At 63.5% G+C, this 13,149-nt stretch carries 11 protein-coding genes and 1 tRNA gene; 7 read left to right on the top strand and 5 right to left on the bottom strand.

The genetic code is table 11. The features are described 5' to 3' along the window. Positions 1-697 precede the first annotated feature (697 nt). The 4 genes from Q0897_RS01295 to Q0897_RS01280 are packed head-to-tail and all read left to right on the top strand — an operon-like array spanning position 698 to position 5,503. Positions 698-1,339, top strand: a complete 642-nt coding sequence (locus tag Q0897_RS01295) for a TetR/AcrR family transcriptional regulator (RefSeq protein ID WP_299307105.1) — start codon at positions 698-700, stop codon at positions 1,337-1,339. Next, positions 1,336-3,021: an MFS transporter gene (locus tag Q0897_RS01290; RefSeq protein ID WP_299307104.1), complete on the top strand. Its 1,686-nt coding sequence runs from the start codon at positions 1,336-1,338 to the stop codon at positions 3,019-3,021. Before Q0897_RS01295 ends, Q0897_RS01290 begins: the two co-directional genes overlap by 4 nt. After that, positions 3,018-4,139, top strand: a complete 1,122-nt coding sequence (locus Q0897_RS01285; RefSeq protein WP_299307103.1) for an HlyD family secretion protein — start codon at positions 3,018-3,020, stop codon at positions 4,137-4,139. Before Q0897_RS01290 ends, Q0897_RS01285 begins: the two co-directional genes overlap by 4 nt. Next, on the top strand, positions 4,136-5,503 hold the full coding sequence (locus Q0897_RS01280) for an efflux transporter outer membrane subunit (protein WP_299307102.1): 1,368 nt from the start codon (positions 4,136-4,138) through the stop codon (positions 5,501-5,503). Before Q0897_RS01285 ends, Q0897_RS01280 begins: the two co-directional genes overlap by 4 nt. A gap of 757 nt (positions 5,504-6,260) precedes the next feature. Here the strand turns inward: Q0897_RS01280 and Q0897_RS01275 are convergent. Beyond that, positions 6,261-6,334: transfer RNA gene (locus tag Q0897_RS01275), tRNA-Gly, on the bottom strand. Positions 6,335-6,518: 184 nt separating this feature from the next. Between Q0897_RS01275 and Q0897_RS01270 the strand changes: the two genes are divergently transcribed. After that, positions 6,519-7,310 (top strand): SDR family oxidoreductase, encoded by a 792-nt coding sequence (locus tag Q0897_RS01270; RefSeq protein ID WP_299307101.1) that lies wholly within the window; start codon positions 6,519-6,521, stop codon positions 7,308-7,310. 16 nt (positions 7,311-7,326) lie between these two features. Here Q0897_RS01270 and Q0897_RS01265 read toward each other — a convergent pair whose 3' ends face one another. Further along, positions 7,327-9,375: a S46 family peptidase gene (locus Q0897_RS01265; protein ID WP_299307100.1), complete on the bottom strand. Its 2,049-nt coding sequence runs from the start codon at positions 9,373-9,375 to the stop codon at positions 7,327-7,329. 279 nt (positions 9,376-9,654) lie between these two features. On the opposite strand from Q0897_RS01265, the gene Q0897_RS01260 reads away from it, so the two are divergent. Together Q0897_RS01260 and Q0897_RS01255 are read left to right on the top strand one after the other, a co-directional pair. Then, positions 9,655-10,878 (top strand): argininosuccinate synthase, encoded by a 1,224-nt coding sequence (locus Q0897_RS01260; protein ID WP_299307099.1) that lies wholly within the window; start codon positions 9,655-9,657, stop codon positions 10,876-10,878. A gap of 101 nt (positions 10,879-10,979) precedes the next feature. Beyond that, entirely contained in the window at positions 10,980-11,567 is a 588-nt protein-coding gene (locus Q0897_RS01255) for a septal ring lytic transglycosylase RlpA family protein (protein WP_299307098.1), read from the top strand. Here Q0897_RS01255 and Q0897_RS01250 read toward each other — a convergent pair. The 3 genes from Q0897_RS01250 to Q0897_RS01240 form a co-directional block, all read right to left on the bottom strand. Next, a complete protein-coding gene (locus Q0897_RS01250; RefSeq protein ID WP_299307097.1) occupies positions 11,564-11,923 on the bottom strand; it encodes a hypothetical protein in 360 nt (119 codons plus the stop codon). The genes Q0897_RS01255 and Q0897_RS01250 overlap by 4 nt on opposite strands. Before the next feature lie 168 nt (positions 11,924-12,091). After that, positions 12,092-12,742 carry a hypothetical protein gene (locus tag Q0897_RS01245; RefSeq protein WP_299307096.1) on the bottom strand — a complete coding sequence of 217 codons (651 nt, stop codon included), beginning with the start codon at positions 12,740-12,742 and terminating at the stop codon, positions 12,092-12,094. Further along, complete coding sequence (locus Q0897_RS01240) at positions 12,742-12,951, bottom strand: hypothetical protein (RefSeq protein ID WP_239807171.1); 210 nt, start codon at positions 12,949-12,951, stop codon at positions 12,742-12,744. Before Q0897_RS01240 ends, Q0897_RS01245 begins: the two co-directional genes overlap by 1 nt. Between the last annotated feature and the right edge of the window lie 198 nt (positions 12,952-13,149).

Genomic DNA, 13,149 nt, shown 5'->3' with positions numbered 1-13,149 from the left:
CGGGATTTTCGCGAGGGCGGGAAACGGGAGCACGGCCCATCTGTCCCGGGCGCCCTCACCGCCGCGGACTATCGCGAGATCCGGATGATCGGCAGGCAGGTGCCTTCGCATGTCGCCACAGGGGGCGGCGCCGAACAGGGCAACCAAAATGGATACGGTCGTTCCCGAGCCGAAGTCGTGACAATGATCCGTACGATCGTTGGTGGTTTTCCTCGAATTTTCCGACGCAAGAAACGACGATGCCGACCGCATCCTGGCGCGTCTTCGACATACGGCCTTCGGCAAGCATCCAACCTTTCGGTCCAAGGCAACCCGTTTTTCGCGCGACATGCCCACCATCGCTCACATGACAGGCCGGATGGGGACGAGCGAGAGGGGCCTTTGCGCTGCTCTCTGCTTGTCCGCCTGTCGGATCCGGCATGAACATCACGCTCCCCGCGATACCGGGGGACGAAAGGGGGGCATCATCGCGCGGGCAGGTTGTGCCGATGAGCGACACCGATACGCCGATGGTGCACCCGCGCGGGGCGGCTGTTTCGCGGCGAATTTTTGTTTATTGAGAGAGGTGGGAGGCGGGTGAATATCCCGGAATGGCGGGTCGCAATGGTCGGCATCGCATGTGCCGGAGCCAATTTATTCAACGGTCATTGAATATTTATTCGCCGTGCCTTATGTCGCACTGCACAAGGAGTGGCCAATGACTGAACGACGCGGGCGTGGACGTCCGACGGGACCAGATGCGGATACCGGTGCGGCAATTTCGATGGCCGCGCTGCATCGCTTTGCCGCGCAGGGTTTCGAGGCGACGTCCCTGCGCGAGATCGCGAAGGATGCCGGCGTCGATGTCGCGCTGATTTCCTATCGCTTCGGCGGGAAGACCGGTCTGTGGAAGGAGATCGTCTCACAGGCATCGGGTGACCTTCGCGAGGCGCTCGACCATGCTCTCGGCGAGATGGACAGTGCGGATGCGCAGGCTCGGCTGGATCATTCGGCACGTGTCTTTCTCGCCTATCTGCTCGATCGCCCGGAGGTGCCCCGGCTTTTGCTGCGTGACATCACCGTCGACACCGACCGGTCGCTATGGCTGCTCGAAACGCTTTCGCTACCGCTGCACCGCCATTTCATCGCCCTCGCGCAAGCCGCGGCGGACGAACGGCCCGCGAAGACGGAGCATCTGCAGTTCCGGGTCGCCAATTTCATCTATTCCGCCGCCAGCACGGTCGCGCGGCGCGAACGGCTGAGCAGGCTCATCGCCGACATGGGGGCGGACATGGAGGATGACGCGCAATTCGCTGCGGCGCTGGAAGCGACATTGGTGAAAGGAGTGCTGGCGCTGTGACCGACCACGACACGCTCATCGACCATGTCGGCGGCTATCGCTTCAAACCGCACGAAATGCCGATCCTTCCCGGATCCCCGGCCAATCCCGACAACCCACCGGGGCGCCGTGCGGCCTATCTGCTGATCGGCATGTTCATGGGACTGCTCGCCGGCGCGCAGAACGGTTTCCTCCTCGCCAATTCGCCGGCGTTGCAGGCCGAATTCGCGTTGACGCCCGTCGAAACGGGCTGGTTCACGGTCGCGTTCTATTCGACCTATGCGACGATGAGCATGCTCCTGTTCAGGGTGCGGCAGGAATTCGGCATTCAGCCTTTCGTACGCTGGGCGATGGCAGGGCTGGTCACGGCCAATTTCGTGCAGATGATCGAGCCTGGATACTACCCCGAACTCGCCGCGCGCGCGGTTGCGGGCATCACGGCAAGCGGGCTGTCGGCGCTTGCCATTTATTATCTGATGCAGGGGTTGCCCGCCGCGATGCGCGTGGGCGGACTGGTGATTTCGCTGGGCATGACGCAGGTTGCATTCCCGCTTACCCGGGCGCTGTCTCCGGCCTTGCTCGTGGATGGCGACATCACCCATGTCTTCCAGTTTCAGTTCGCGCTGTCGCTCTTGGGTTTCGGTATGGTCTACCTGCTCCGCCTGCCACCGGGCATTCGCAAGAAGACCTTCGAAACACTCGACATTCCCAGCATCGCGCTATTCATCATCGGCGTTGCGGCGCTGTGTGCGTTTATCATTCAGGGCCGTATACAGTGGTGGGACACGCCTTGGCTGGGCTATGCCATGGTCGTCGCGATCATCGGGCTGGGCGGGTGTTTTCTGATCGAGGCGAACCGCAGAAGCCCGATGCTCGACCTGAGCTGGCTGTCGAGCCGCGCCATCCTGGCGCTTGCGCTGACCGGTGCGACGGTGCGCATCCTTGTCGCGGAACAGGGCTTCGGAGCGAGCGGTCTGTTTGCCACGTTGGGGTATGGCAACGAACAATTGACGACCTATTTCTGGATCCTGACCGGGGCGACATTCGGCGGCATGGCGCTGTCGATGGCGCGGCTCGACCCCAAGGATCTTACCCGGCCCGTGCTTTTCGCGATCCTCGTCATCGGCGTGGCCGCCTTCGTCGATACGCGCACGGGCATCATGACGCGTCCGCAGGATCTCTACCTCACGCAGGCCGCAATTGCGTTCGGGGCGGTGTTCGCCATGGGGCCGATCATGATGGAGGGCCTCTTGCGCGCGCTGGCCGCGGGGCAGAGCTATGTCATCGGTTTCATTGCGATCTTCTCGCTTTCGCAATCGGTCGGCGGGCTTGCCGGGAGCGCACTTCTCTCCGCATTCCACACGGTGCGGTTGAAGATGCACCTGATCGATGCCGGTGGCACGCTCACGCTTGCGAACCCGCAATTGGGACAGGCGATAGGCAATGCCGCGAGGAATGCCGCACCGCTTCAGGGCGATCCCGCGCTGCAACAGATGGCGGCGGCATCCAGCGTGTCGCAGGAGGTAGGGCGGGAAGCCGCGGTGCTCGCCTTCAACGACGTATTTTTCCTTATCGGCACGCTTTCGGCGGTGACTTTCGTCGTCGTCTTCGTGCCCTGGCTCATCAACCGGAAACGCGGGCGTAACCCGCTCGCCAACGAATTGGCCTTTCTGGAGGCCATGCTCGCAGGGACCAAACAATGACGAATTCGACCCCGTCTGACATCGAAGAAGAGACCAACACTGTCGAAACGCCCGCGCCGGAGCAGGAGACGGGATGGTCGCCCAACCCCTCGCGACGCCGCATCGTGGTTGCGGTCGCGGTCATCCTCGTCGGCGTGTTCGCCGCGCTTTTCGCCTGGGGCCTTCCGCCCTTCGACGGCGGCGACGAAACGACCAACAATGCCTATGTCCGCGGAAGGACCACGGTGTCCAGCCCGCAGGTCGCGGGCTACCTCGTCGAGGTGCCGGTCGTGGATTTTCAGCGCGTGCAGGAGGGCGATCTGCTCGCCCGGATCGACGATGCCCCGTTCCAGGAAAAGGTCCTGCAAGGCGCTGCCAACACGGCGGCGCAACAGGCCACCCTCGCCAATAGCGCGCAGAGCCTGCGTTCGGCACAAGCGCAGCTCGAACTCCAGGATGCAGCGGTGGCGTCCGCGCGTGCGGGTTTGCAGAAGGCGCAGGCCGACATGAACCGCGTTGCCGAACTGGTCGACGAAGGATCGGTCTCCCTGCGCGAACGCGATCAGGCGCGCGCGGCCCTGCAACAGGCGCAGGCCGGAGTGAGGCAGGCGCAGGCGCAGCGCGCCATCGCGGCGGAGAGCGTACGGTCGGTCACCGTCGGTCGAGGCGCGCTCGAAGCGCAGGTTGCCGGGGCAAAAGCCTCGAAAGGGCTGGCCGAATTCGAACTCTCGCGCACGGAGATCCGCGCGCCCCGTGCCGGTCGGTTGAGCGAGGTTACCGCGCGCGTCGGCCAGCTTGTGAGCGCCGGCACGCAGCTCATGTATATCGTGCCCGATGATCTTTGGGTGGTGGCCAATTTCAAGGAAACACAAACCGCGAACATGGCAGTGGGCCAGCGTGCAACACTCGAGATCGACGCCCTCGGCGGTGTCGCACTTACCGGCCGCGTGCAGAGTATCGCGCCTGCCGCCAGCAGCGAATTCAGCCTGGTGAAGCCGGACACGGGCGCAGGCAATTTCGTGAAGGTGCCCCAGCGCATCGCCGTACGCATCGTGCTCGACAAGGGGCAGGAAGCCGCCCGGCGGCTCGGGCCGGGCATGTCGGTCATCGCCACCGTCCATACGGAGGACAGGTCGTGACGCTCCGACCGCTCATCCTGCTGGCCGCATCGGCCGTCGCCCTCGGCGCCTGCGCTCCCACTTTGCAGGATGCCCCGCCCGGCGCGGCGGTTGCGCCGCCGGCGGCGTGGCGCACGAGCCTGCGGGTCACCGCCCCGGTCGAGCAGGACTGGTGGAACGCGTTCGGCGATCCGGCGCTGTCGCGTCTCGTCGAGCAGGCGCGGCGTAACAATCCCGACGTGCGGATCGCCGCCGCCCGTGTCGAGGAAGCGCGCGCGACCGAGCTGGGTTCGCGTAGCTACCTCCTCCCCTCGCTTGGCGCAGGGGTCGAGGGCGGGGTCCGGCGGGAGGTTTCCCCCTTCGGTCAGGGTCAGACGATCGTCGCCGCGCAGCCCGCCTTTCGTGCGTCCTACGAACTCGACCTGTTCGGCAAGAATGCTGCGCGCGTGGACGCCGCCGAGGCTGGTGTCGCCGCGAGCGCCGCGAGCGAAGAGGCCGCGCGACTTTCGGTGAGCGCGGCGACGGCCACTGGCTACATCACGCTCCTGGCGCTCGACAAGCGGCTGGCGGTCCTGGAGGAAACGCTGGCGGCGCGGCAGGAGGCGGTGAAATTCGCCCGCGACCGGGCCGAAGTCGGCTATACCTCGCAGCTGCCGCTCCGACAGGCCGAGGCCGAGTATCAGGCGACCGCACAACTCGTCCCGCAACTCAAGGCCCAGATCGTTCGGCAAGAAAATGCCTTGTCGGTACTGACAGGGGAAGTGCCGGGCGCGATCGACCGTGGCGGTACGCTGAGGGATTTGCGCCAGCCCGCTCCACCCGCGACCCTGCCGTCCGAACTGCTGCGCCGCCGTCCCGATGTCGCGGCCGCGGAATATCGCATCGCGGCGGCCGACGCCAGAATGCGCATGGCCCGAGCCGATTTCATGCCCTCGATCGATCTGGGCGCGGCGGCCGGTGTGGTGCTCTCCGACCTGCTTGCCGATCCCATCGGCGTATGGTCGCTCGGCGGCAGTATCCTCGCGCCGATCTTTCAGGGCGGGAGATTGCAGGCACAGCTTGACGGCGCGACGGCGCAGCGCGATCAGGCCGCCTTTGCCTATCGCTCGACCGTTTTGAACGCCTTTCGCGAGGTCGAGGACCGCATGGCCCTCCTTGCGAATCTGAAAGACCAGGAAAGCGCGCTCACGGCACAGCAGACGGCCGTGGCCGATGCGCTGCGCCACGCGCGCAATCGCTACCGCGCGGGTTACACGCCCTATATCGAGCAGGTCGATGCACAGCGCGCCCTGCTCGGGGTCGAGCTGTCGCTGGTGCAGGTGAAGGCCGATGAACTCACCGCGCTGGTGGGGCTTTACGAGGCCGTGGGCGGGGCCCCGGAATAAGACGACGTTTCGCGGCGCCGGCCGATCCTTGCCATTCACTGGTCTGACGGATGCGTTGTCCGTGATAGCCAGGCAAGCTTCGACCTCACGTGTGAATGGGCCGTTCGACGGGTGCCCTCGCTCTCGATCCGGCGAAGGGAGGCCAGCGTATCGGCTGCTCGATGTCGGCGGTCGACAGAATGCCGGTGAGGCTAAAGATCGGGGATAGAAGGTGCTTCGCCTTCGCCGCTGCCCTAGCCCTTGCGCCATCATTCCTGCGCTTCTCACAGAACGCGGCAGCCAAGGATGTAAAGGTGTTTTCGGTGCACGCGCCTTCTCACGCTGTTTATGGCGTAGAGGGTTTTTCGCTCTCGCGCAGCGTCAAGCCTTCTGCGAGCATCGGAGCCTAATTTTTGGGTAGCGCCCGCTTGCAAGTTCCATCTCTCGCCCTTCGACCGCGCACTTCATTCGTCACAATTTTACACCGGTACGCTCCAGCAGCCCAAAAAAGCCGATTCGCTCATTCTCCAAGCTTTCGTCCCAGCCTTAGCCCTGCGAATTCCAGAGTGTGCTAGCGCCATAGTTTCAATCTTACGCAGAAGAGGCTCCAGATTGGGGGCCTTTCGAATAGGCAGAGACCTGAATGCCCTAAACGCAGCGCCCCAAAATAAGCGGATTTGGCCGAAAATTCCTCTAAAAGAAGGAAAATGAAACGCCAGAAACCCTCGGATGTCCAAGAGCCTTATAGCGTTTCCGAGATGTTTTGGGAAAGCGGCGCTGGAGCGGGTGAAGGGAATCGAACCCTCGTCGTCAGCTTGGGAAGCTGCTGCTCTACCATTGAGCTACACCCGCAGCTGTAAGGCGCTGCCGTGATGCGGAGCACGTTTGAGCGCGATCCGAGCCTACGCCCGCTCCCATGCACCCGATGGATTGCCCGGTCAATACAGCTTCGACACGAAGACCGCCGCGCCGCATAAGATCGCGGCAATTCCACACCATGGCTTGGCATCGTGACCAGCTGGTATAGATAGGGCGAATGTCTCGCGAGGAGCAGAAGCAGAACGGCTGTCCCACGGTCCTGGTCACCGGCGGAGCCCGGCGATTGGGTGCCACGATCGTGCGCCATTTTTCGAAGGCGGGGTTCCACGTCCTGATTCACTGCAACCGATCGACCGAGGCGGCGCATGCGCTGGCGAGCTCGTTGCCGAGCGCCGACGTCGTGTCAGCAGATCTTTCCAGGCTCGAAACGATCGACCGTTTTGTCGCCGATCTTGCCGTACGCGCCCCGGGCTGGAACGTCCTCGTCAATAGTGCGGCAATTTTTGAGCCCGATCTTGCGGACGCACTCGATCCCGACATTTTCTGGCGAAGCAATGCCATCAATGCGGCGTCGCCTTCCCTCCTGTCTCAGGCTTTTCTGCGCCATACGACCACGGGATCGCAAAGGTGCGTCATCAACCTCATCGATCAGAAGATCGCCAATACAAATCCCGACTTCTTTTCCTATACCATGTCGAAACACGCGCTTTTTGCCGCAACGCGCATGATGGCGATGCATTTTGCACGCAGTTCCGACCGTATCTACGGCCTTTGTCCGGGCGCGATGTTGCCGAGCCACGATCAGCACGACGCCGAACACGAACGAAGCGGCCGGATGAACTTGCTCCAACGGCTGACCTCGCTCGACGAACTCGCGCAGGCGGCGGTTTTCCTGGCCAAGGGTCACGCTGCCAGCGGCACGACATTGTTTGTCGACTCCGGGCAGCATCTGCTTACTCAGGATCGCGACGTGCTGTATCTCGCCCGCGAGGGTGGCGGAGGGCGCTGAACGCCCCCCGCCCTCGTCATTTTTGGTTCAGTTCGCGAACAAGACGCGGCGACGGATAGATGGTTTCCAAGGCTTCCTGCACCGCGGCGGCGGACACCGACACGGTTCGGTTCAACTCGGGATCGTAGCCGTAATTGCCGCCGATGGAATGGATATTGCCATCGAATGCCGCGCCGATGACCGATCCATCCCGCGCGATCGTGGGTGAGCCGGAGTTGCCGCCGATGATGTCATTGGTCGACACGAAGTCATAGGCCGTCGCCTTGTCGATCTGCGCTTCCTTAGCCAGATATTGCGACGCGAGATTATAGGGCACATTCCCGGTCGCACGCTCGAACGCACCGCCGAGCGTCGTCACCGGGTCGATTTCACGACCACGTTCGGTCCAGCCCTTCACCTGTCCGTAGCTGATGCGAAGCGTGAATGTCGCATCGGGATAGATCGTGTCGCCATAGGCTGCAAAGCGGGCATCGGACAGATCGGCCTGCGCGACCGAGATGGGCCCGGTCACACGCTCGTTCACAGCCTGCCGCAATTCACGTTCCCGTTCGTCGAGACGCAGCGCGTATTGGATCATCGGATCGTCCGAAGCCTCGATCGCAGCCATGCCATTGTCCCAGAGATAACGACGATATTCCGGCTCATCCACGCGCGTTCCCGTCACCAGCCGGCTGGCCAGCCCTTCGGGGGATTCGTTTCCGAGCAGAAGCTTCGTGTCCGGATCGTCGGCACCCAGATATTCGCGCGCCTTCGACAGGCTCCAGCCCAGCGTTTCTTCCTCGAGCCAGGGATAGATCGGGCGTTCGTCGAAGAGATTCTTGCTCAGCAGCGGGAGCGCGCTTTCAGTGAAGCCGGGCAGACGTTCCGAATTCGGTTTTTGCCGTTCCTGCGCCGCGCGCACGAGCGTCTGCGCGAAGCTGAAAAGCGAGCTCTGCGGATCGATGAAACGGTAGGAAAGATAGAGATCGCGATAATCGCCCATCGCACTGTCGATCGCGGTCCACGGATCGCCGATCTCCGCATTGCCGGCGCTGCGTTCGCGCAGGTCGGCTTCCCTGCTTTCCAGCGTTTCGACGAATTCGGCATCGTTCAACGCACGCTGCCGCGCGAGATAGACCTTGAGCGAGTTCTCGATGCCGAACAGGGTATCCTTCGCCTGCCGCGCCTTTTCCGGATCGCTTTCGCCGATGGCAATCAGCCGTCCGCGCAGTTCCGACATCGTCGCGATGGTGACCGGAATACGCAGGTCGCGATCAAAGTCGACCTGCGCCTGGGTGTAGAGGCGCGAGGTCGAGCCGGGATTGCCGACCACGAATGTGATTTCGCCCGGCTCAGGCCGGCGCGGGTTCCAGCGCAGGTGATTGGCCGGGGCGACCGGCTTGCCATCTTCATAGGCGCGCAAAAACGCGGCATCGAGCGCATAGCGCGGATAGTTGAAATTGTCGGGATCGCCGCCGAAGAAAGCGGCCTGAAATTCCGGTGCCCATGCGATGCGCACGTCGGAATATTTGCGATAGCGATAAAGCTTGTACTGACCCCCGCCGAACAGGCTCACGACCTGGCAACGGATCGTGTCGTCCTCGCAGCCTTCGGATTCCAGTTCGGCGATCCGGGCGTTACGCGCATTGACGAGCGCCTCGCCGGTCAGCCCCGCGATTCTGCCCTGAATATCATCGGTCACGTCGGTAATCTGCGTCACGACCTCGGCCTGCTGTCCGGGGCACATCCGCTCTTCGGCGAGGCTGCCGGGATTAAAGCCGTTTTCGATGAGGTCGTTGTCGGCGGTGGAGAGATCCTGAAGGCAGCTGACCACGCAATGGTGGTTGGTCAGGATGAGCCCCGCATCCGACACGAAGCTGGCCGAGCATCCGCCGGTAAGGCGCACGGCCGCCGCGCGGGTACGATCCAGCCATTGTTGATCCGGCGCCCAACCATATTCCCCTTCCATCCGTTCGGTCGGGAAATTGTCGAAGGTCCACATCCCCTCCTCCGCCGCGGCGGGCGCGGAAAGAACAGCGGGCGCAGCGAGCATGGCGCTCGACAGGATCAGGCTACGGATACGCATGGATGGCATACTCTTGGCTGGTAAGGCCTCTTTTGAAAACGGGGCCTCTTGATAGACGGACGTTTGCCGCGCCGGAAACGGTATGAAACGTTTCCTTCGCAACAATCTCGATGGTTGATTGCACGGACCAAGGCGTTTGAAAAGCCCGCAGGTGAAGCATCGCTTGTTGGCCGCATGTAAAAAGCACGGAGGCGCACCGACGTTGCATATTGCCGCCCCGGTTCGTGGCTGATAGGCGCAGCGCAAATCCGCCGTAGCCGTAATCGAAAGAAGTGCCGCATGTCGCATTCCGATATCAACAAGGTCGTCCTCGCCTATTCGGGCGGCTTGGACACCAGCGTCATCCTCAAATGGCTGCAGGTGACCTACGATTGCGAGGTGGTGACCTTCACCGCCGATCTCGGTCAGGGCGAAGAACTCGAACCGGCGCGCAAGAAGGCGCAGATGATGGGCGTGCCCGACAAGCATATCTTCATCGACGATCTGCGTGAGGAATTCGTCCGCGATTTCGTCTTTCCCATGATGCGCGCCAATGCACGGTACGAAGGCGACTATCTGCTCGGCACCTCGATCGCGCGCCCGCTCATTTCCAAGCGCCTGATCGAGATCGCCCGCGAAACCGGCGCCGATGCCATCGCCCATGGCGCGACCGGCAAGGGCAACGATCAGGTTCGCTTCGAACTTTCCGCCTACGCGCTGGCGCCCGATATCAAGGTCATTGCCCCCTGGCGCGAATGGGATCTCAACAGCCGGACCGCGCTCATCGCCTGGGCCGAGCAGCACCAGATCCCCGTGCCGAAGGACAAGCGCGGCGAAAGCCCGTTTTCGACCGACGCCAACCTTCTTCACACCTCGTCCGAGGGCAAGGTGCTCGAAGATCCGTGGGAGGAGACGCCGGATTACGTCTATTCCCGCACGGTCAATCCCGAGGATGCGCCCGATACGCCCGAGTATATCACCATCGACTTCGAAAAGGGCGATGGCGTGGCGCTCAACGGGACTTCGATGAGCCCGGCCGAATTGCTGGCCGCATTGAACGAGCTGGGTCGCACGCATGGGATCGGGCGGCTGGATCTCGTCGAAAACCGGTTCGTGGGCATGAAATCGCGGGGCATGTACGAAACGCCCGGCGGGGAAATCTATGCCCGTGCGCATCGCGGGATGGAGCAGATCACGCTGGACCGCGGTGCCGCGCATCTCAAGGACGAGCTGATGCCGCGCTATGCCGAGCTTATCTATAACGGTTTCTGGTTCTCCCCCGAACGTGAAATGTTGCAGGCGGCCATCGATCACAGCCAGGCGAATGTCAGCGGCACCGTGCGGCTGAAGCTTTACAAGGGCAATGCCGATGTGGTTGGCCGCAAGAGCCCGGTGAGCCTCTATTCCGAACGCCACGTGACGTTCGAAGACGACGCCGGTGCCTATGATCAGGCCGATGCGGCGGGCTTTATCAAGCTCAATGCGCTGCGCCTGCGACTCCTTGCCGGGCAGGGGAAGCGTTAAGCGGCATTAACCATGTTGCACCTGCGAAAGCAGGGTAAGCTGTTCACGAGGTCGGACGGACCGACCCCAAATGGCCATCTCACCATGCTATATTGCGAAGCATGGATGACACACAAACGCTTCCAACCCGCCGCAAACGGCTTGCCACGCTGATCCGCCTTCGCAGGCAGCGCGCCATGCTCGTGTTCGGCGTCGCCGCCATCGTTCCCGCCTCCGCCGCGCTCGCCGTGTCGGAGAACGAGGCTCCGCAAACCGTTGCCATCGGCAATGGCGTGGCCGGGGTAGATTCCGAACTCCCCGCCGCATCCCCGGTTCCCGCCGAAGAGGCGGCGCCTGCAAAAAACCGTCTTGCCGCCCTCGCCCATCAGGTTGAGGCCGATGTGTCCGACATCCGCCGCGAGCTTGGCACGGGCGAGGCCAGCTATTACGGGCCGGGCCTTTCCGGGCGCCCCACGGCGAGCGGCGAGCGTTTCGACCCCACCGAGCTGACCGCCGCGCACCGCACGCTTCCCTTTGGCAGCAAGGTCCGCGTGACCAGCGAACGCACCGGCAAATCGGTCACCGTGCGGATCAACGACCGCGGCCCGTTCCACGGCAATCGCGTCATCGACCTGTCCGAAGCCGCCGCCCGCACCATCGGGCTTGCCGCGCGCGGACGGGGTCAGGTGCGGATGGCGTTGCTCAACTAACTCCATTTGCGATTTTCGCGCGAAACGGGCGTTGCCGCACCGGCGGTGACGCCCGTTTGCGTTGCGCACCATTGGCGCACCCCCTGCACCCGGTCGGCCCGGACCGGGTCCGCCGGGTTCAACCGTTCGGCCCGCAGCCGCGCCACCGTGCAATGGCACAGGCGGCTGGCGCGGGCCGTGGCGAGGCCGCGCGCTGTGTAGCGGGTGGTGCAGCGTTCCACCGCGGCGGCGTGGGCGGGCGTCATCACCCCGTTCCCCGTTTCGCTGCCACAGGCGGCAAGCGCATAGAGCGCAAGCGGCGCGGCCAGCGCGGGGCGGATCATTGCCGGGATCGTCATGCAGGTCAGGCGGGCCATGCGCGATGCTTTGCACATCGTGGTTAAGGCCGGGTTAGCGCACGCGACGAAGCGGACATAAGTGACACGTCCAACATGTGCCGTCCGCGTGTTCACCCCGCCGCCGCGCACGGCAATCTGCGGCTTTGCGGGGGCGAGGGTTACGGATCGGCGCATGGAGCGAAAAAATTACCGGCGGTGGCCGCGGGGCGGATAGCCCGGCGCGGTGGCTGGCGGTCCCGCCTGCGCCGGGTCGGCGTACCAGCTGCGCAGGAGGAATTGCGTTTCCGCGCGCTCGGCGGTTTCGGGTTCGACCGGATCGCGGCCCGGCACGGGTTCGCCATCCTCCCATTCCAGCGGGCCGTGTTCGATGCGGTCGAGCAGACGGTCCCAGCCTTCCGCGCTATATTCACGGGCGATCTGATGCCGGCCGATGCGCCAGGGATTTTCGGCGATCCAGATGGCGAGCCGTTCGTCATAGACGCGGTGCGAGCCGATGCGTTGCCCGTGATAGTAATGCGGCACCTCGACGCCGTTGATCGCGCGGTCGAGCATGGCATGGGCGAGCTGCGACAGCCCGGCCTCCAGCGCGGTTTCCCAGCCAAGATCGAAGGGCGTGTTCTTCAACCGGGCACGCAGGCGATAGGCGGATTGCCGGCTTTTGCCCACGCTGCGCGCGGCCTGCGCCACGGATTGCGAGGCGGTGAGTTCGCGCAGGAATGCCGCCATCAAGGATTTCGTCCACGCATCGCGGCGCGCAGGTCGCATGACGCGGCGCGGGGCTTCGTCCTCCGCGTGCGGGTCGGCGGGCGGCGTATCGTGCGTGTAGGATGCGGCCATCACCAGCGCCCCCGGATCGCGGAATCGTCACGCGTGCGGACGGTGCGCGCGGTGCCGAGCAGCACCTCCTCATTGCGCATGTGCTGAATGAGCAAGGCCGGCGTGGTGCGCGGCCCCTCCCCTATCCGCCCGTGCGCGACATGATCGGCCCAGCGGCGGGCATGGTCGAGATGGTCGATGTCGCCGGGCGGCGGGATGTAGAGGGGCATGGCTCACCTGTGATTTTGTGGCAGGGAACCGGGGGATTTAGGGGTGTGCGGGGTTGTAGGAAAATAAAATTTAAAACTCAGCCTTCTTCGCAAGATTGCTTTTCGGTGCCCTATCAGATTCACAAAAAGCGGCTAAAATGAGGTCATACTCATCTCGCAATGCTTCATCTGAAGCCACCACTCGATCGGCAACAAAAA

It is taken from the genome of uncultured Croceicoccus sp. (assembly GCF_947496385.1).
Classification (GTDB): Bacteria; Pseudomonadota; Alphaproteobacteria; order Sphingomonadales; family Sphingomonadaceae; genus Croceicoccus.
This window is presented reverse-complemented; position numbering and strand designations above follow the sequence as displayed.

Excerpts from the sequence above, each read along its gene's own strand:
- Q0897_RS01295 (WP_299307105.1), top strand. The coding sequence starts at position 698 with ATGACTGAACGACGCGGGCGTGGACGTCCGACGGGACCAGATGCGGAT.
- Q0897_RS01285 (WP_299307103.1), top strand. The coding sequence starts at position 3,018 with ATGACGAATTCGACCCCGTCTGACATCGAAGAAGAGACCAACACTGTC.
- Q0897_RS01270 (WP_299307101.1), top strand. The coding sequence starts at position 6,519 with ATGTCTCGCGAGGAGCAGAAGCAGAACGGCTGTCCCACGGTCCTGGTC.
- Q0897_RS01265 (WP_299307100.1), bottom strand. The coding sequence starts at position 9,375 with ATGCGTATCCGTAGCCTGATCCTGTCGAGCGCCATGCTCGCTGCGCCC.
- Q0897_RS01260 (WP_299307099.1), top strand. The coding sequence starts at position 9,655 with ATGTCGCATTCCGATATCAACAAGGTCGTCCTCGCCTATTCGGGCGGC.
- Q0897_RS01255 (WP_299307098.1), top strand. The coding sequence starts at position 10,980 with ATGGATGACACACAAACGCTTCCAACCCGCCGCAAACGGCTTGCCACG.
- Q0897_RS01250 (WP_299307097.1), bottom strand. The coding sequence starts at position 11,923 with ATGGCCCGCCTGACCTGCATGACGATCCCGGCAATGATCCGCCCCGCG.
- Q0897_RS01245 (WP_299307096.1), bottom strand. The coding sequence starts at position 12,742 with ATGGCCGCATCCTACACGCACGATACGCCGCCCGCCGACCCGCACGCG.
- Q0897_RS01240 (WP_239807171.1), bottom strand. The coding sequence starts at position 12,951 with ATGCCCCTCTACATCCCGCCGCCCGGCGACATCGACCATCTCGACCAT.